15 protein-coding genes are annotated in these 19,414 nt (G+C 38.7%); 3 read left to right on the forward strand and 12 right to left on the reverse strand.

Annotation, left to right across the window (positions count from 1 at the left end):
• Nucleotides 1-3: 3 nt before the first annotated feature.
• The 3 genes from FOA19_RS20280 to FOA19_RS20290 form a co-directional block, all read right to left on the reverse strand.
• Nucleotides 4-459: a LexA family protein gene (locus tag FOA19_RS20280; protein WP_149092657.1), complete on the reverse strand. Its 456-nt coding sequence runs from the start codon at nt 457-459 to the stop codon at nt 4-6.
• A gap of 139 nt (nt 460-598) precedes the next feature.
• Nucleotides 599-1,303, reverse strand: coding sequence for an SOS response-associated peptidase (locus FOA19_RS20285; protein WP_223808997.1), 705 nt, complete (start codon nt 1,301-1,303; stop codon nt 599-601).
• 556 nt (nt 1,304-1,859) lie between these two features.
• Nucleotides 1,860-2,201, reverse strand: a complete 342-nt coding sequence (locus tag FOA19_RS20290) for a hypothetical protein (protein WP_149092659.1) — start codon at nt 2,199-2,201, stop codon at nt 1,860-1,862.
• 703 nt (nt 2,202-2,904) lie between these two features.
• On the opposite strand from FOA19_RS20290, the gene FOA19_RS20295 reads away from it, so the two are divergent.
• On the forward strand, nt 2,905-3,975 hold the full coding sequence (locus FOA19_RS20295; RefSeq protein ID WP_149092660.1) for an NAD(P)H-dependent flavin oxidoreductase: 1,071 nt from the start codon (nt 2,905-2,907) through the stop codon (nt 3,973-3,975).
• 106 nt (nt 3,976-4,081) lie between these two features.
• Complete coding sequence (locus FOA19_RS20300; protein ID WP_190300488.1) at nt 4,082-4,990, forward strand: hypothetical protein; 909 nt, start codon at nt 4,082-4,084, stop codon at nt 4,988-4,990.
• A gap of 127 nt (nt 4,991-5,117) precedes the next feature.
• Here the strand turns inward: FOA19_RS20300 and FOA19_RS20305 are convergent, their stop codons facing one another.
• The 4 genes from FOA19_RS20305 to FOA19_RS20320 all read right to left on the reverse strand — a co-directional run bounded on the left by FOA19_RS20305 (nt 5,118) and on the right by FOA19_RS20320 (nt 10,128).
• Complete coding sequence (locus FOA19_RS20305) at nt 5,118-5,729, reverse strand: DapH/DapD/GlmU-related protein (protein ID WP_149092662.1); 612 nt, start codon at nt 5,727-5,729, stop codon at nt 5,118-5,120.
• An 802-nt stretch (nt 5,730-6,531) separates the two neighbouring features.
• Nucleotides 6,532-9,312, reverse strand: a complete 2,781-nt coding sequence (locus tag FOA19_RS20310; protein WP_149092663.1) for a BT4734/BF3469 family protein — start codon at nt 9,310-9,312, stop codon at nt 6,532-6,534.
• Entirely contained in the window at nt 9,299-9,520 is a 222-nt protein-coding gene (locus FOA19_RS20315; protein ID WP_149092664.1) for a hypothetical protein, read from the reverse strand. Before FOA19_RS20315 ends, FOA19_RS20310 begins: the two co-directional genes overlap by 14 nt.
• Before the next feature lie 107 nt (nt 9,521-9,627).
• The gene (locus FOA19_RS20320) at nt 9,628-10,128 is read right to left on the reverse strand and encodes a hypothetical protein (RefSeq protein ID WP_149092665.1); all 501 of its coding nucleotides are present in this window, start codon (nt 10,126-10,128) and stop codon (nt 9,628-9,630) included.
• Nucleotides 10,129-10,595: 467 nt separating this feature from the next.
• On the opposite strand from FOA19_RS20320, the gene FOA19_RS20325 reads away from it, so the two are divergent.
• Nucleotides 10,596-11,006, forward strand: a complete 411-nt coding sequence (locus FOA19_RS20325) for a hypothetical protein (protein ID WP_149092666.1) — start codon at nt 10,596-10,598, stop codon at nt 11,004-11,006.
• A gap of 112 nt (nt 11,007-11,118) precedes the next feature.
• Here the strand turns inward: FOA19_RS20325 and FOA19_RS20330 are convergent, their stop codons facing one another.
• The 5 genes from FOA19_RS20330 to FOA19_RS20350 form a co-directional block, all read right to left on the reverse strand.
• The gene (locus tag FOA19_RS20330; protein WP_149092667.1) at nt 11,119-12,036 is read right to left on the reverse strand and encodes a helix-turn-helix transcriptional regulator; all 918 of its coding nucleotides are present in this window, start codon (nt 12,034-12,036) and stop codon (nt 11,119-11,121) included.
• A gap of 6 nt (nt 12,037-12,042) precedes the next feature.
• Nucleotides 12,043-13,731 carry a DUF262 domain-containing protein gene (locus FOA19_RS20335; protein ID WP_149092668.1) on the reverse strand — a complete coding sequence of 563 codons (1,689 nt, stop codon included), beginning with the start codon at nt 13,729-13,731 and terminating at the stop codon, nt 12,043-12,045.
• A 123-nt stretch (nt 13,732-13,854) separates the two neighbouring features.
• Nucleotides 13,855-14,904 (reverse strand): AAA family ATPase, encoded by a 1,050-nt coding sequence (locus FOA19_RS20340; protein ID WP_190300489.1) that lies wholly within the window; start codon nt 14,902-14,904, stop codon nt 13,855-13,857.
• Between the two features lie 161 nt (nt 14,905-15,065).
• Nucleotides 15,066-15,773: a hypothetical protein gene (locus FOA19_RS20345; RefSeq protein ID WP_149092670.1), complete on the reverse strand. Its 708-nt coding sequence runs from the start codon at nt 15,771-15,773 to the stop codon at nt 15,066-15,068.
• Between the two features lies 1 nt (nt 15,774).
• Nucleotides 15,775-19,392, reverse strand: a complete 3,618-nt coding sequence (locus tag FOA19_RS20350) for a DEAD/DEAH box helicase (RefSeq protein WP_149092671.1) — start codon at nt 19,390-19,392, stop codon at nt 15,775-15,777.
• Nucleotides 19,393-19,414: the final 22 nt, after the last annotated feature.

Genomic DNA, 19,414 nt, shown 5'->3' on the forward strand with positions numbered 1-19,414 from the left:
TGATTAAGGCTTGTGTATGACCCAAATCACCACGCCCCAGACCTGTAGGTTCATTTCCTCGGTAAGCTCGATGGGGCGGTAGGCGGGGTTGGCTGGCATTAGGAAAGCCTTACCGTTTATTCTTTTGAAGGTCTTCACGGTGAACTCACCGTCCACGAAGAAAATCACAGGCTTACCGTCAATGGGCTTGAGTGACTTGTCAATCACCAGTATGTCTCCTTCGTTGATGTCAGCGTCCACCATGGAAGAGCCACGCACCTTCAGCATATAGGTGGTGGTTGGGCGTTGCACGAGGTATGTGGAGAGGTCTATCTTCTCACCGAGATAGTCATTTGCGGGCGATGGAAATCCCGCTGAAATCTCGCAATGGAAAAGCGGTATCTCTATTCCCTCTGCGAAAGAGAAATCTACGGGTTCCAGTACAAGCGGATTGATTGGTATAACTCTGTCTATGCACATGCCTGTATTAGTTTTTACTAATAATATTAGCAAATACGCAAACAACTGAGTCAATAACTAAAATAATTAGCTGAAATTTTCAACAGCTAATTTGGATTGTCCACAATATCTGGTGGAACTTGTTGGCCATCAAGACATTTCAAAGAGAGTTTATTACCTCAGGAACGTTGTTGGTTGCAGAGTTGACAAGCGTAGAGACAGGGTAGGCCATCATCTTATCTGCGTCAAACGGTTGGAGCAGCGAAATAAAGCCCTGCTGAGACTCATTACCGTCCAACCATAGTTCCTCGGCCTCTGGGGAGAGAATCACTGGCATGCGGTCATGTATGGGGTTCACGAGTTCATTAGCGGATGCCGTGATGATGGAGAAGGTATTAATTATTTCACCCGTTGATTTGTCCAACCATTCATCCCAGAGGCCAGCGAAGCTGAATAGGTCACCGTCCTTCATGGTTATCCTGTGAGGCACTTTCCCATGGTCGGTAACTTTCCATTCGAAGAAACCGTCCGCTGGCACAAGGCACCTCTTTAATTTCAGCAGGTTTCGGAAAGAAGGTTTCTCGGTGATGGTCTCAGCCCTGGCGTTGATTGGCCTTTTCACCGCCTTCGTGTCTTTCGCCCAGAATGGTAGCAGACCCCATGAGAAGAATTGGACGGTATTGGGTTTCTCGTTTGTCACGACAGGTAGGCTCTGCGATGGTGCTGCATTGTAATGCGCCTGCTCCACTGTTTCAGCAAGAATTTTGCCCAGATGTGATTTGCTGTCCTTTTTGGGTATTACGGAGTATCTTCCGCACATGGTTCCTTTCTGTAGTATTTGAATGAAATTTACCAGAAAACTCACCTAAACTTTGATTTTTATAAGCATGGAGCAAGTGGTAAAGTTGCTATGTTGTATTTATTTAGGTTAGCTTACACATAAGTGAAGAGTGGTCTGTTTTAATGGGTTGCTCGTTGTGCTAATTGGGGCGAATTCAAATAATATTTATAAAGAATTTATCAATATAATTTGAATTCGCCCTTGGTTCTGTTACAGCTCACTGAAATTGTCATTTAAAGAAGGACTAATATGTTTTAATGAAAAAGATTAGTAATTATTTTGATTCCTGAATAAGCCTATAGCAGAAAAATGGTCAAGTGCATATTTTACAATGGAGTAAAGTTATGCAATAATGGTAGCATAATCTACCACCCCGAATTAACTTATTTACTACCTTTTGTCCAATCGTCTAATTTTAGGCTTTTCTAATTTTGCGTTCAAGTCAATACCTCTCTGCCTGAACTCAGTATCTATGATATCCTGCTCTTCTTTCGTCTTTGCATATTTCCACATTGCGTATAATATGTCTATAGGGGCGTTTTTTAACTGTTCTTGTGTCATTGTTTAATAAATCAGATGTTTACAAAGAGTTGGTGCCATTTATCATCTTGACATTTTGCTGATATAGGCTCAATATCTTAGTTGATGTGCAATTAAGAGATAAACAAGTACGGTATACTTTGTTGTTGTTTTTGAAATACTCCACTACTAACCTTGCGAATAAGTCTTTAGAGTGTTTTTTAGGAAAATAAATAACAGTGTACCGTTCGGTGTTCTCAGAGAATCCGTGCTGAATAAAATCGCACATATCAACTGTTATATTTTTAATTCTACTAAACCTTTCATTGTCAAAAGTAGTTTCTTGTGTTTTAGCAACAAGCAGGCCTTTTTCATTAAAATACTGTTCTTTCAAGTGTTCCATATTTATTCTTTTTTTACCTTTTAATTAGTGTATTTGCTTATCAAACGACCAAGTATATCCAATTGTTCACTGCTAAAAAGACACCTTACAAGCATATATATTATCTTTGTATTAGGGGTTGAAAATTTATATAAGTTCTTTTTTTGTTAATATATAATTTTTGAGTTGACCTAAGAATATTCGGTTTTTTAATGACAAATAGAATACTTTGATTTTGTGCTAAGATGGTAAAGCAAGAATTAATATTTACTTTATTGGAAAAGTATGATTGGGAGTTGCTGGTTGTGTTCCTTAAATTAAGTACTTGGAAGAGAAGTTATAATGATAATTCTATCTGTGATGGTACGCAGTGGGAGATAAAAGCGAAAGGAGATGGGTTCAATATCAAATCCTACGGCTCTAACTAATACCCAAGCGATTTCGGTGAATTCCTGACCATCTTGAAATGGATAGTTGCTGTGGCAGGTATTGAAATCAAATGACAACAGGTGTTTAATCTCAACACCCCATAGTTTTACGCTTATAGCTTTTGTCCTACGGATAATGTCATAATCTTTTTCTATCCTAAACTCTGAAGCACTAATTCCATTTCTTTATAATCAACCTTACAATATCACCTCCAACAAACATCTTGTGATAAATTGGCTCCGTACTTATAACAAATAAATGGGTTGGGTTTATTCATTAGCTTTGCTTTAAAATCATGATACATTCTGCCGTTCTTACTAAGCTTCTCAAAATTAAATACCCAATAATACAGGCACCAATGTTTGGGGTTTCTTCCCCAGAGATGGTAGCTGCTGCTGCTAAGGCAGAATGTTTAGGTTCATTACCATTAGGTGACCTTCCTGCCGAGAAATGTGTTGACCTGATACGGGCTACCAGACGGTTGACAACCAAAGATTTCGCAGTAAATATCTTCGTCAATGAAATCCCTCAGCTCAGTGACGAACTTAAGGTTAAATACGAAGAAGCCAAACGGTTTATCGAGCAGTTTGCAGAATACCAGAAACTGGATGTAGAGCTTCCAGACATCAATGAGATAAAACTTACAACTTACCAGGAGCAATTGGATGCTATCATCTCAGAGGGATGCAACATCCTTAGTTTCACATTTGGCAACCTTGATGGAGTTAGTATTCAAAGATTGAAGAGCCACGGGGTGACTTTGATGGGAACTTGCACATCCGTAAAAGAAGCCCTTATTCTTGAGCAATCTGGTATTGACCTGATTTGTGTTCAAGGTATAGAAGCAGGTGGGCATCGTGGAACCTTTGCCTCAGATGAAATACCGAAAATAGGGGGATTATCTTTGCTTGCGCAAGTTTATGACTCAGTTAAGGCACCACTGATATATGCAGGTGGCATTTATAACGGTAGGACATTGATTGCAGCCAAAGCCCTGGGAGCGGAAGGATGCCAAATCGGCAGTTTGCTTTTGAGTTCGGTTGAGAGCGCATTGAACCGTTTTGAGAAAGACAGGTTAGCGGTTATCAAAGAAAACGACACCGTACTGACCAAAAGCTTTTCAGGCCGTTACGCAAGGGGAATCAAGAATGCTTTCATTGAAAAAATGGAACAGAGTGGCTACATTCTTCCTTACCCTTACCAAAACAAGCTGACGAACCTACTTCGTGCCACCGCAAAAGCTAAGGAGAATATAGATTTTGTAAGCATTTGGGCAGGCCAATCAACGAGAGAGCTAAGTGAAGAATCTACCACTTTTATCTTAAATAATTTAATTGAAAGTGTTGAGCCGATAGTTAGGGGCTAATACATTTAGACATTTTGTTTAGGATTTTGCCAGGATTTTTCTTAACTTTATAAAAGAAAAATATTCTTCAGCAAGTTACTTTATCTTTAACTGAACCCAGCTATACATGCATAGAGCCACTACCAATTTAACCAGCAATGATATGTTTGAAATGAAATTCATATTGTCAGAAAGGTTGAAACGGGGTAGGAGTTTAGCTTATTTTGCATCAGGTACGAGAATCAGAGAAGGTTATAAAGAGCTTCCATTTGAAAATGTAATCCTGATTGACCACTCATTTAAGGATGTGATTTGCTTCGACCAGAAGGTCATTAAAATCGGGCTTACGGCCACATTAGCCACGGGGCTGCTAAAAGAAGTGGGGGCTAAGCTGGACGCATTTGTCTGTATCAACGAGGGTCTTTCAGAAGGCAACGGACACGTACCAATCCAGAACCAAGGAATTTTTTCGAACATTCTCCCGCTGATGAAAGAAGAATATATCCATGTGGCCTGCCCTGGTTATTATGGCCAACGGAAATGGAAGAAGATGTTCAATCTGCCCCAATTAGCTACCGTATTGGATGAAAATGACGTAGATTATCTTGACCCTAAGATTTTCTCAGACTACTATAGATATAAGAAGTGCTTTGTCTGGAAGGTCAAAAAGCAAACAGGTGAGCCTTCTACATTCAAATTGGGTTCACGAACCATTACTGTGCAGCGTAAGAACATTTGGGAAGACTACGGCACAAGGAAGCTCTTCATCCGCTGCTCTCCTTTAGAGACCGACAACATAAAAAGTGTTGCCCCAGATGTAGAGATACTGAAAGACTACAGCTTCGAGCGTTTGCTTCAGTACTGTACAACAAATAAAATAAAGAGAATTGGTTTGTCTCCATGGCTACGCCACAGCTACAATGGCTTCCTGAGCTATATCAAAGACAACGAAGAAAGATTTCCCTTCCCGCAGGAGTTAAATTTTTACCATTTAGAAAAAAATGACTTTAAGCAGTTGTACGCCTTGGCTCAGTAGTGGAAGAACAACTCAAAGGATGTCAAGGTTTCGAAGGCGAAATCGTAAGCATTTTCTTTATCAAGTTTGCAAAGGGCTAAGAAGTGTTTCAATGCTTTTTAGCTGATGTTATAGTAAGTTTTTTTATTTATTCAGTTTTGTGCTGTTCTATTAGTTCAAGCCTTTTTACAACACTATTTTTCTTTAGTATGGTACCAGGGGATAAAACTGCATTTGCACCTATTCTGGAATTATCCCCAACCAGAGAACCGAATTTTTCCGTGCCTGTTTCAATTATTTCAAAATCATGTACAACTGATATTTTCTTTAAAGCCCTTTCATTATAGTGATTGGCAGCAATAGAACCAGCTTCAAAATTAATGTATTTACCTAAGATGCTATTGCCAATGTAATTAAAATGGGCAACTGCGGTTTCTGAGCAAATGATACTACTTTTTATTTCACAGCCTGGTCCGACTTTAACAGCGCTATCAAGGTAAACGCCTTCTCTGAAATAAGCATTAGCCCCGATATAACAGTCTTTGTTTACTATTACTGGGCTTTTCATCACAACTCCTTTTTCAACTATAGCGGTTTTATGCACAGCTATGCCATCCTCTATTATATAATCTTCGCCAAGATGTGAAATCATCTTACGCAGTATTTCTTTAAGATTGTCAGTTATCTCCCATGGCTGTAAATCCTTTTGGTTGGGGAAAGTATCAGAAAAGCCTTGTATAAAGTCGTCTATGAGAATCATGAAAGCTTATTTGTTGATTAAGGATGGAAAACTGATTAAAGATTATAGTATCTAAATTGGCTACAACTACTGTGTAAACGTGAACATACGCTTATCTGCACTTTGTGGGTAGTGGATGTTTAGTCATTTCCTTAAACTTATTTAAAGCTCGAGCCCTCTTTTTTCCCTATAAACTACCTGCAATATGAAGATAGTGCCATGAAAACACATTTGCTTTCATGGCACTATCTTTTGAATATCAAATAAATCTAACAAATTTCTATTTCAGCATTGGTACAGGTAGTCCAATTTTGTTGAACACATGACCTAAGACATGCCTGAATAATGGCACATATGATGTGCTACATAGAAACGAATCATGAACCGTGGTAAATGTGTCACAGCCTTGATTGATGGCTTCTATGGCCATTATATCAACCAAATTGTTAATTCTAATCTTTGCAGAAGCTTCGGCAATGGATACGGCCTATTCTTACCATTAAGAATCTCACATGTTTTTACAAGGTTTGGATACAATAGTTTAAGCTTCTCCTTGCTTTTTTAGACACTGTTCATCATCGCTAAATAGTACCTTAAAACTTTTACTTTATTCTTGTTCATTTTCTTACCTATCAGTGAAAAGTCACTTATCATCATATGATAGACGGTACCTACCAGAGCAGCGTCAATGAACCTCCTGAAATCAGATTGGTTGTCATGGATTTGCTTTAAAAAAAACCTTATGGCGACCAGTTTATACTTCTTCATGTTCTTCTTCAACAGGTCTATACATACCTGCTCTGCGCCAGACTACAGGCTATTTCTAAAAAAGTGATACTACCATAGATTGGAATTCAACCTTCTTTGAGATAAGCTCTGTCTCTTTTATCCTGCCTTTAACGGTATAGGACTGACCGTTACGACTTCTGTCGAAGTAATAAAGAACTCCTAAGGTGTTGTTTATATATGATTTTCCTATTGTGTCCAAACCACAGCTTTTTATCATAGCTCTCAACTTTTTACCACTGTAGGTAGTGTTATCCGTTAATAGTGATTCCAGATTCTTAAGGCGTTCATACTGCACCTGCACGTTGTCGTCCACCTTCCGTTCTGCCGTAATCTCTTTCTCTGCCAGGATATAGGTAATCCTGCTTTTGTTAAGCTCAAACAATGAATTAGAGGTAAGTAACGAAGTTTTATTCTTTATGTCTCTGCTGGTGAGGTAATTTGAAAGTAACCTATACTTTCGCTCTATCTCAACTGTGACTTTGTCTGTTGATTCATTGAAGATATGGGTACCAGACAAAATTGAGTCAATGACTTTCTGTGTCCTAACCTTTATCTCCGCACTGTTGTTTCTACTCACTTTCTTCAGTTGCTTGGATTTGCCCCTGTCCACTTCCACTGATTCATGCCCAATCTCAGTGAAGTGGTATTGGCTCAGGTAACGTTTCAATAACCTGACGTTGCTCTTGACGTTATGGCACAAGGTCAAATAGTTTGCGTACAGGAGCCTGAAGTTGTCGGTGATGTAGTTCCCTTCATAGTCCTCAAAGACCATATCATATCCTTTCACGATACTATCCGCTTCCAGGTAGGTGGAGCCGTAATGACGCACCTTGTTACGCTCATTCGCCTTCTCAAGCATCTGCTTCTCAATCTCAATGCGGTCTTTCAATCCAGAGATGTCACTCAGCTTTAACTTGCTGACCCTGTTTGAATGGATGATTTTGATTAATGGTTTGTCACTCCTGAACCTTGCAGTGAATTGGATGTAATCAATCAGGTCTGCGCTTCTCCCAAACGTGATTACTGGCTCTTTGTCGCAGTCCGTGATGTTTACACCCGCCTGTATCACGCATGTGGTCAAAAGCACGTCATAGCCTTTCAAACTGCTATTCTCCACAATACCCCTGTATTCTGCCTCTTCTTTTTTATCCCTGCTGATATAGGCCACATTGTACCCTTCTTTTGTAAGGTATTGGTAGAGGTTATCCAACACGGATTTGTCGTTTTGATAGAAAACATTAAGTTTCATGGTGTCTATGTTGCTAATGAAGTACTCTTTGTCCGTACTACCCTGCGAAAGCTCCACGATTTGGTATTCATAGTTGAAGCGGCTCTTTTTCTCGAAACTCAGTAGATTTTCAGGTGAGTAATACCCGTTCAGCGTGAGCATGCTTCCAGATAGGTAGATGATGTAGTCATACCTGGCCAAATTGCGCTGTATGTCCTGTACGGTCTTGTTCTTGAAGCCGTAATCAGACACCAATGAGTGCGCCTCGTCTATCACAAGCAGTCTTGAACCCCTTTCCTGAACCTTGGCGATGCTGTTGTAGCAGCAGGCCAATACATCCGCCTCAACCTGTGCTGCGGTTAATGCCTTTTTGCCCGTTATGCCCGTGATATCCGTCTGCTGTTCCACAAGGGCGGTCGTGGGCATCAGTATGTCCGTCTTTAGTTGCATTTCCTTTGCAAGACGTTTAATGAGAGTGGTTTTTCCTGCGCCAGTCGGTGCGTCTATGAAGATAATGCGCTTTTCCTGAAGCTCGGCCTTGATGGTCTCTATATGCTCCGTCAGGTATTGCTGAACCTGTAGCTTAGCGGCCTTAGGAGGTTCTGGGATGTCATAGCAACTATAGTAGTTTTGCCAGTGATAGCGAAGTTTTTCTGGTATGGTAGCTTCGTTGTAATCGCTGGTATACCTTCTGTTGATGAATGACATTGTCTCTGCTACAGCTTCATGGAGCGTAATACCCCATTTCTTCAGCTTGCATATCTCCAATAGGAAGCTGTTCCTTTGTCCGTCTATCCAATCTAAACCATTTTCACGTAGCTGGTTTACCAGGCTATGGAAAACAGAACTGACGGAGCCTGTATTTACGGCACTGTAATCTATAATTTCTAAATCCATTCCAGACTCATTGCCACTATTGCCCAAGGACCCTTGGTAGCGCACCATTAGCTGCTTTGTGTTGATACATGACGCTAAGGGATTATAGTAGGCGTCACGGTCATAGCTGAAGAAACATAGCCTTGAATAGTCTACACAACTTGGGTCAGTCGCTAAACCGAATAATCCTACCAAGTATAGTTCCAGGCATTTGTATACAATGGTGTGCTGGTTCTCATAGCTGTCCACGCAGATAAACAGCTTAACACCTGTGCCGCTCGGTGACCTAAAGGCGAGAAGGGTGTACTCCCATTTCTTGAGTTTTTTAAGAAAAGCAACTGTTTGTGCCGTTGTCAGGTTGTCAAAGTCGAAGCACATGATTTGGGTATAGGCCATTGGGTGGCCTATTTTCCTGTTTTCTTCGAAGTCTGCCGAGACGGTAAAGCTTGGCAGACCTTTCTTTATGAATTCATGCTTTGCTTTGTTGGTTACCCTTATGTGACTTATCTTTTTCTTATAATCATCCACACCATGTAGGTCACCTCCCAGCTTCACGACCTCATGAATATGTTTGATGGTGAGCGAGTGAGTCTTCTTATAAAAAGGGTCTTTGTTCAATTCGCATAGGCCATGATTGAAGTTTCTGTAAATGCTTATCTGCCTATTATTGTATGGTTTGTTGGTGTTTTCTTTTCCATCATTGATTGTCATTTCGTTTAATTCGTTTTTCTGCGGCTATTATGGTCAGCCGCTCAACCATCTGCTCCGTGGGGAAGCTGTGCCTTACCATGGCAAGCACGTCATTGAAACTGGCGTTAAGGCCAGTAAGCTCCCTAATGGAGTTTTTCAAATCGCTTAGGTAAGCGAAGTTCTCTGGGGATACCTTCATGGTCTTCTCAGTTCTTTTGTTGATATGCATATTCTGTTTTAGTTTTTGGGTAGCCTTGCTACACTTATGTATATATCAACAAAGATTCATTCCATGAATGCAAATGGTAAGTAGCTCCCTGAAAGAGCCATGGGTATCTAAGCCCATTCCAGTATCCTATCTAATTTGGTTACTCTGAGGTTATTCAGAAGGCGGATTATCTCGTTTATGTCACAGTCAACCTTTTGATTGAATACTGCCGCAGGTAACTGCGTCAATACCTGACCAGAGATTATTAAGGGTGTATCAATATTTGCCTTTATGACATTGAAAGACCTATTATCATATAGGTCAATTAGTTGGTCAATAGATAGGCCGTCCTTTTGATTTAGGTAGAAAGTGACTACGCTTTCATTCCTGAATACCAACCTATTGTTAGGCACATCGAGGTACAACTTAATGCCAAGCTGTGACATAGGTATTCGTAGGTGGTTTCCTTTTAGTAGTCTTTTAGCCAAAGCATACCCCAATTTGTTGAACTCCACAATGTAATTCCTGTATCTGTGCATCAGGTTAAGGTAATCTTGTATTGAATTGATATGGCTTGTAAGTCTTAGGTTAGCCTCCATTCTTTTTAGTATCTGTATTCTCTTTTCCATGTCATTGTTATTTGATATGGCTTTGTACAAGGAAAAAAGATAAAGTTTTATTTAGCTTATATATTTAGGATAATTCTAAATAAGGTATTGGAAAAATGAGAGTTTGTTCGGCTCTGCCTTCTGGAGAGATTATGTGTGGGTGGTATGAAACAGTGCATTAAATTCTTTTATATAGAGTTAATTGCACCAAATCATACCACTCTGTAGAAGGAGAATGGCTTACGGTTTATAAGAAGGTCTGTGGATGTTGGCTTTTCCTTGAAACAAAGGAATTTGAGGCTTTCCAGTGATGTCAATCTCTACTGGAAGTATGGGGTTATTAAGCGTAGTCAGAATATTATAGTGTATAATATTCTGACTGTTATTATGTTAGCAAAAAAAATTATTAAGTTCTAAAGAAATTTTAACTTAGCAATAAAACTTAATCATTTCCTACTGTATAATGAAGGTATTTAACTTATTATATAATGAAGGAAGAAAGAAAGAGTAGAGGCGATAAGACTAATGAAATGTTTTATAAACGATTAAATGATAATGATTTAGTAGTTATTGCAAAGAGCAAAGATGGAGAATATAAGTGCTGCTACGGCTCGAATTGTATGTGCAGTCAAATGTTATCAGACATTAAGTTGGTAGAGCGAGTCGTGTATAGGAGCATACGCAAAAAGAGGTTGTGCTTTAGATATATCAGAGTTGAAAAAGGAGAAGGCTATGGTGTGCATATTGAGAAATTCGATATCAGGTTAATGGATATATGTATGAGCCAGGAATCTGATTTAGAATTCAATCACGCAGGGTATGATGCTTTGTTAAGGAAATGGAAAATCAATACGGTGGTTGGTAAGAAACAAAGTAAGGTTAAAGAAACCACGAATTGATATTTAATGTCCATCATCAAAAAGAGCTTAACATGTATGTGTTAAGCTCTTTTTCGTTTTGTCTAAACTACCAACTCCAAAACGTAGGTACAACTAAATTCTACCTATCAGTTTAGTATTGCCCAAATGCTTTTTCATGGGCAGATTTTACATCCATGGCCAATGATTCTGGTTGCAGTATCTTCATGCTGTCGCCAAATGAAAGCAATTCCATCATAAAGTCGTAGGTGATGCATAGGTTCAGGCTAACCCTTAACTCTTCATCATTGCTGGTTATTATTTTCTGTGTGTGATGAAGCGGCAATGTCTTGATGTATTTACCTTGGAACGGGTCAAATGAAAGGATTATATCCTGCGGTACCTCACCAAAAGGGCTTATGATACCGAAGAAGGTGCGGTACATTTCCTCGATGTTAAAATCATTTGGATACACAAATGAGAAGTTGGTGATTTCAAGGTCTGAAAGACGGTCAAGTGCGAAGCTTTTTATATTTCCGTCTTTGCTGTCTTTGGCTATCACATACCATCTGTTCTTAAATTCTTTCATGGCATATGGCTCTACCGCACGGTTGCTGACCGCCTCTTCCCAGAATTTCTGATAGGTGAACCTGACTCTGAACCTATTTTTGATGGCATGCAGGAACCCGTAGAGGTTCTCCGTACCCTGTGGCCTGCGGGACTCCAAATGGACATATTGCCTAAGGTCATGGGCAAGGTTGAGCGAATTGAACATATCAAATGCTTCCAGCATCCTCTGGAAATTAAGGTTCTCTGACTCGGTTTGAATGATATGGTAACCTTTTCTTGCTTTGGAATACTCAATATCAATACCGAAAAGGTCCCTGATTTCTTTGATGTCTCTTTGGAAGGTGCGGATAGACATCTTGAAATCCAATGTATCATCCTGCATCTGAAGGTAACCGTACTGGTTCTCCATATAACCTTTCAGTTCTTCGTAGGTGGAGTAGGGCTTAGCCTTTAACCTACGAAGAACCATCAGGTAACGTGATATGTAACCCCTTTTAGACACTTGGTGCTAAATATTGTTAAGGACAAATTCAGAAATCTTTGCTTTACGTTTAGTAATGTGGTCTTTAGACCAGATATCAGTGGCATCTGCCATCTGCTGGATTTCCCATTGCTGAGCCAGATGCTTGTATGTATCTCTTTTAATATTGAAAGGTAAATTTCCTATAGAGCAGTTATGGTTTTCAGACAGTAGCAAATAATTACCTATGCAATCAATAAACTGCTTCCTGAATTCTTCGTCATATTCATTGTATCCACTTGCTGGATTCTCTGTTTGTGGGGCAATATGCTCTAAATGAGGTTTTTTGATACTGTCATACCGTAAAGTGTATCCACTTTTCCCTTGGCTACCAAGGTGATTCTCATATTTCCAAAGAAGATGTTTTGCAGTAGAATGTGAGATTTTACCCTGTATAGATTTATTTAATTCAGAGTTATTCCAATATGACCACCACCATGATTCATTTGGTACATCCTTCATCCAGTCAATCCTGCCTATGATAGCGTAAACATCTGGGCTTCCCTGTGTGAATTTTTGATAGACATCATTGAGCCTTGATGCTAAATCAGCCTTGGTTTTTATTAGGCGATGGCGCAGTATGATAGATTCAAGGGAAGCACAAAGATGCCTTAACTCTTCTTTATCAATGTTAAAGGTATAAGCCTTGATGATGAAAGGAACAGCCAAGCCAATTCCTCCGAGGGTAACCAAAGAATGAATCTCAGAATATATCCTTTCATCCTTACTGAAGAATGTAGTAAGATGTTCAAAGCTTACAGCTAAAGAGCGGGTGAACTCTTTGATAAATGGTATGGGGTCTCCTTTTGATAGGATGCCTTCAATTTTATCAGTAGCATTTGCCTCTGAGAGGGAATTGAAATATACTCTCAATGTAAAGAGTAATACATCATCTTCTTTGATTTTGTATTCTATTGATGAAATAGATTTATAAATTTTTTCAAATCTTTCTTTAATTTCCTCAATAAGAGCTGGCGTATCATCACCACCATATAGGTGAATATTATACATGAACTCAGCCTTTATGATTTCCAAATTGGATGGCTTTTTACCTCTGTTGTTCTGGAAAATGAACATCTGGATAGCTTCAGCCTCGTCAGTCACGGGATGGGTAGTACACGAAGAATTTTGTACCGCATCTAACATCTTTGTTAGATATTCCTCATTCTTATCAGAAAGGCAAAGGGTGAAATAATCAAAGGCAGAAACAATACGTTTCGCTGATTCAGTTTCCAGCCCGTTCTTGTCAATCTTTGTATGGTCAACTACATAATCTCTGAATAGTTGCTTGTCATAATCTACGGTGTCAAACCTATAGAAAGACTTCTTTTTTATCATATAGTCAATTGAATCTTCCTCTGCTTCGGTTAAGCTTCTAAGTGACCTTAATCGTTTGAATAATGCAGAAAGGAATATGACTATAGTAGTAAGTCTTTGTTGGCCATCTATTACCCCGTATTCAGTGTCACTAATTTCCTGGAACAAGAAGTGTCCGAAATAGTAAGGTGTTTTGGTAGAGCTTTTTATGTAATCTTCTAAATCTGAAAGGAAAACATTAGTTTGTTTCAGTTTTTCTCCTGATTCAGTTTCTGTATCCCAAGAGTAGGCTCGTTGGTAGGTAGGAACAAAAATCTTGTTGCCCATCAAGACCTTTTTGATTGTAGTAGATGTTTCCATGTGATAGTGATTTTTTATTAAGGGTTAGAGAAAATAGGAGAATAGTACTGTTTGCCTTATAAGGTACTTTAGGGGCTATTACGTACTTGAAAGCCTTTTCTAAAAGTATGTATATTTTAAATGCTATATACTAAAACCAATAAGCTTTTTGCCCAACGAATGCTGGTAGTCAGCTTCTTCATGGTTATAGATGGCAGTCAATGCCATGGGGATTTGAAATGTCACCGATAAACTAAGCTTCTCGGAAAGAGCATTTGCTTTTTCGGTTTCCAATTCCTTGAATTCGTACCGTGCAATCAGCCTACCTTTCCTTAGCAATGCGCTATCTATCTTGGAGATGTCTGTGTTAAAAGAGCAAATAATTTGGATGTTTAGGCAGTCTGATAGAAGGCCATCGGAGATATTCAAAAGTGCTGATACCGCTGAGCTTCCATTTCTTTCTCTGTCTACCACGATGTTTTCCGCATCCTCAATCACGAACACTGAGTTCGGGTTGGCCATCAAGATAGGTAGTAGGTCGGGGTTGGTGATGGCAGTGGCCATGGAAGGCGGAAGAAAAATAACATTCTTCTTCAGAGAAGACACCAAATAACGGATGTAAGAGGTCTTACCTGTGCCTGGCTTACCGTGCAGCAGGACAATACCTTTGTCGTTGTTTTTGGAGAGCCGTTTGAGAATCGTTTGGTGAACATCTTTGAAATCACTGTTATAGTTGTCTTCAATATTCAGTTTAGGCTTTAAAACCTTAAGTGTTTTTGAGACGATTCCTTTGCTTGATTGTACCAGCACAGATATCTCTGGTTTCCTTCTTTCTTTACGTTTTCTGAATTTGCGGATTCCCTTGATGATTTCCTCAATCTTGGTGATAGCGGTTTTCCTGAACAGGAACCTTACTACCGAAGAATGCGTGTCAAAGTCTACGAGCAGGTCTTCATATATAAAGTAGAAGATGTCGTCTAATTCGGCTTTCTTGCCCTGGTTGAAATATATTTTGTTATAGAATGAGTCTTTGACCTCAGTACCATACATTCCATTGAACCATGAATTAGCTTTTTTGCAATCTATCTCTATCTCATGGATGATATTGGGGATTGAATTGAAATGAGCAATAAACAAAGCCAACTCATTCAGGTATCCGCAATGACGCTCTGCGAACACCTCAGAGATTTTCATCTTTGAAGTTGTCTCTTTAAGGTTAAAACATTCTGGTTTGTAAGTATTTAGGAAATGTCTATTCGGTTGCATTTGAGTCTTACTATTAATATGCACCAAAAGTAAGATATCAGAACGCCAAAGTATGTCGCTATGAATCTGTATAATATATATTATTCATTTTAAAGAAGGTAAGCCAAAGCAGCTAAGCTAAGTATACTTCCAACTACACCAATGGTGGAAAGAGTAGCTATAAGCAGATATTTTTGAAGTTTTAAGCCTTTTTCAGTTTTTATCTCCTGCTTGCGGAAATTATCCTGTAGAATTGAGATTGATTCTTTTAAACTTTTGTGTTGAGAAGTAGATTGCTGGTTTATACCCGTTATCTTTTCTAATATTTCTATTCTGGTTGTTTCAAGCTTTTCTGATATTTTTAGGCTGTTCGAATCTTGTGTTTTTCTGAATGATGAAGCCTGTTCAATGAAGGCATTATTCAACTCAAATTTTAAATTACCTATTCTATCTACACAGTCTTCGAAAACTTCCTTGACATCTAAGAAATTAGTATGAAACTCTTCCTTAGTGATATTCTTATAATCACTAAATGCTTCACCTATATGGGATGAAAGCTTTTTTGCCTCATTGTCCATCTGCTGTACAGAAGCTTCTAATTTTGAAAGAAGGTCCTCAATCTTAGCAGATTTAAGCTTCATATCAGCTTCTAACGTTTCCGTATATTCCTGAGAACTTCTAATAAAGGCATCAACCTCAGCTATTACACGGTTAGCGTTGCCAGTATTTGTAGAGGTAAGTTCGTTTATGCTCTTAAGCCTTTCTAACTGCTCAATTAGATTTTCAAATTCTTCTTGTACTTGGATGGTAGCCTCCATTTCAGGATATTTTGTTTAAATATGAATTTAGTCTAAAAACAGTTCTGTTAAGTAGCAATTCGTCTGTTAACGGTGCTATAAGTGGTTGGATGGCAGGATTTATGTCCAATACTTTGTTATTGAAAATTTGAATTAGGTGCTTAACAGATGCCCAATCTTCAATTTGCAGCAATCTTTTGAATCCCTTTCTGTAAAGCTGGATGGCTTGACTTACCAATGGGCGGGTATTTGACATCTCAATAGAATCAGTCTCTTTAGTATCTAAAGCAAACAGACTGTAAGATGTAAGTAAGTCTATACTGGCATTTTCTTCTGTCATTGAAATACGAAGGTTTGCGCATGCTCCACGTAGGTGCTTAGCATTATCAATCTCACCGCCAAGCCCATCTGGTGGTTCTGAAATATAATCTAAGTATTTCCTTACAATCGCTGTACTTTCCAATTTTCCACCATCAGTATCCTTTGGTAAAAAGTCTATTCTGGCATACTTAGATGTGAAGTAGTAGATAATATTATCTCTGAAAGCTTTATCTCCTTGCTCAAAGCCAATGTTACACAACCCTTGCATATAATCTATCGAAAGCTTTCTCTTTTCAGAAATGACTTTGTCAATAAATTCTATCAAAGTGTAAAGTACCTTTTCTAAAATTGAGTCTTCTTCACTGTCCTCCACTTTCGCCATCCACTCATTTGTAGATTGATTGCCCAAATACCGTTTTAAATAAGTCCTAAAATGTTTCTTGTACTCATTCTCGGTCTTGGCTTTAAATCTTACTTCTATAAAACTACCTACATAATCAATGACATAATCATCTATGATACCAGCCAATGACAACCTGTAAATAGCTCTTTGTGTATCAGCAGAGTTCCTGATGTTGTAGTAGTTGTCCTTTAAATAGCTAATAGTATTTGGGTTAAGACTTAACTCTTGGGTGAAAGCAGTAAACTTTCCATACTGATACCTCAAGTTTTCTATGAAGTCGAATTCGCTTGAACTGAAATTATAAGCAGCCCTTATAATCACTTCTTCAAATTCTTTATAGCCAACACCTACCAGCACATCTTTCATTTTGGTGATGGTGTCATTTGCAAAGCCTATTTTAAGACTGTAACTTTCCTTTTGCTCACTTTGCAAAAGTGTTTTAATGCCATCAGTAGATTTTGTGTTCAACCACTCAAAGTAGTTTCTATTAGGTACTTCCTTTTGAATTATGCTTTTAGCAAAATCCAAAATTTCATTTGCCTTGCTAATATCAAAGTTTTTTACTGCGTCAGGATAGCTTTTTAAAGCTCTTTCCAAATCAATATTCCCAATCGTGATTCTTTTAGACTGGTCATCTTTCCATGGGCCATTAACATAGATATACCTGTCTTTGTAAAGCTTCATAGAACCAACTTCTGGAAACTTATCCTGAACCTGCCGCTTTAGAACATTCACATAAAAGTTGTCTTCATATTTAACTTCTTCTAACAGTTCATTTATGATTTGCTTTTCTCGTTCAACCCCTTTGAAAGCGTTTCGGTAGAAGTCGTAATTGGTTTGGATGTCAGAAGGGTGGTATACAATAGAACAGATAGATGGGTATCCATCTCTTCCTGCTCTGCCTGCTTCCTGGTAGAAGCTTTCAACCGAATTAGGGAAGGAGTAATGGATTGAATACCTTATGTTGGGTTTGTCTATACCCATGCCAAAGGCTTTGGTAGCTATCATCAGATTTGACTTGTTCCTGATGAAATCATCCTGGTTCTGGTAAGACAGTTCTGCTTGACTCTCTATGCGGCTATCCTTAATGGTATCATCATCCGAGCCACCAAAGAAGGTACCTGTTTTTAAATAGGTGAATTTCTTAAGGTAATCGTTAAGAGAAATAACACCATTAGCGAGCTTATTAGATTTGGTTGGGCAGAAGATTACCCCAGCATTCTGGTATCTGTCATTTGATAAATGGAAGAAATTTTCCTTTGGCTCAAAATATCCATAAGCATTTTCATGCTTCTTTATCTTTTCGGGTAGCTGTTCTATAGTTCTCTTGATGATAGGATACTTTAGTTCACCTAACGCTTTTTCACGTTGCCAGTACTCCATATCCTCGTGAATAGGAGAATCTACTTTTAGTATTTCAAAGTTCAGTTCCTTTCTATCAATAGCTTCCGCTGGCAAGCTAACTATGGCATTTTCTGATATATCCAACTCTCTTTGCACATCCGCCAACACATCGAAAGAAGCCGTTGCGGTTAATCCGTATAGCGTCAGATTGCCGCTTTTGGATATACAAAATCTTTTAAGGTTTTGGGCGAGTTTTAAATAGGTATGTCTAAAATCATGACCCCATTCTGATACGCAATGCGCTTCATCAATTACAGCATAACTGTAATACACTCCGTTATTTTTGCAGCTGTATAGTGAATTTCTAAATACCTCAATCTGAAAGCGTTCAGGTGAGACGAAAAGAATCAAAAATTTACTTTCAGTAAGCATTTCAATGTTCTTCTGTCTTTCGTCCTTAGTATTGAAAGAGTTGATATAGGCTGTTTTTGTAATGCCGTTCTCATTCAGCTTATCATATTGGTCTTTCATCAAAGAATTGATTGGGTCAACGACAATGGTGACCCCAGGGTGCAGTATAGCACAGATTTGGTAAGTAAGGGATTTACCACCACCAGTTGGAAGTAGCCCAATTACATCTTTACCCTGAATAGCTCTGTTGATAATGGCTTCCTGACCTGCCCTAAAATTGGTTTTCCTGAATATGTTATTCAGGAAGTATAACAGTCCATTTTCCTGCTTTTTGGTTTTATATTGAAAGTGCTGTGTGTATTTACTGTCAACTTCCTGCTCTATTACTTTACCTAAGGCAGCATAATTAATCCGCCTATCTGTTAGTACCTTATCATGATAATCCTTTTCTGTGTCATGGGCAACAAAGCTGGTAACCACTTTACAAGCTTTATCTTCTGCATTTGTGCTAATAAGTATTGCACCAGCACCTGGCTCAATCAATGGTATTTTAGCTTCGTTTGTGTGTGCCAGCGAATTGAGTGCTGTAAATAAGTCGTTTAAGTCTTTAGTGATTGCATTAGATAGATATGGTTGAATGCCTTTTATTTGGACATTTACTACTCTATCATACTCACCATCAAGAAGTGCTAATAAAATGGTAGTTTGTATCTGGGCGGCAACAATGAGGTCTGTTAATACTTGATATAGAGCCAAGTATTTTGAGCCGAGTTCAACAACATCTTCTTTTGAATATGTGTTAAAATGGGTTAGAAGATGACATGCAGTCACTTTCTCTAAATTTTCAAAGAAAGAATCATCAAACTTAGCTGATATTATTCCTCTATCTTTTTGAAATCCTAAGAAAGCTCCCTGGAAGTGGGTCTCTGCAATTGATGTACTTAGACTTATAGAAGCTCTTGCTGGTATACCTCTGGTTATGATGTTCCAAGCTACTTTCAATAAGGGCGCTGCATCATCATAGTTGATAAAATCGGGTAGATTAGATATAGTGAAGTATTGGTAATCTGCATAGAACTTGCTTAGAATATCATCGCCTACTATTTGACGTAGCCGTTCATTAAGTTCGTCAACATAATATCCTGCACGGAAAACGGTCATGGCTAATTGAATAGAAGTTTGT

It is taken from the genome of Rufibacter hautae (assembly GCF_008271695.1).
GTDB lineage: Bacteria > Bacteroidota > Bacteroidia > Cytophagales > Hymenobacteraceae > Nibribacter > Nibribacter hautae.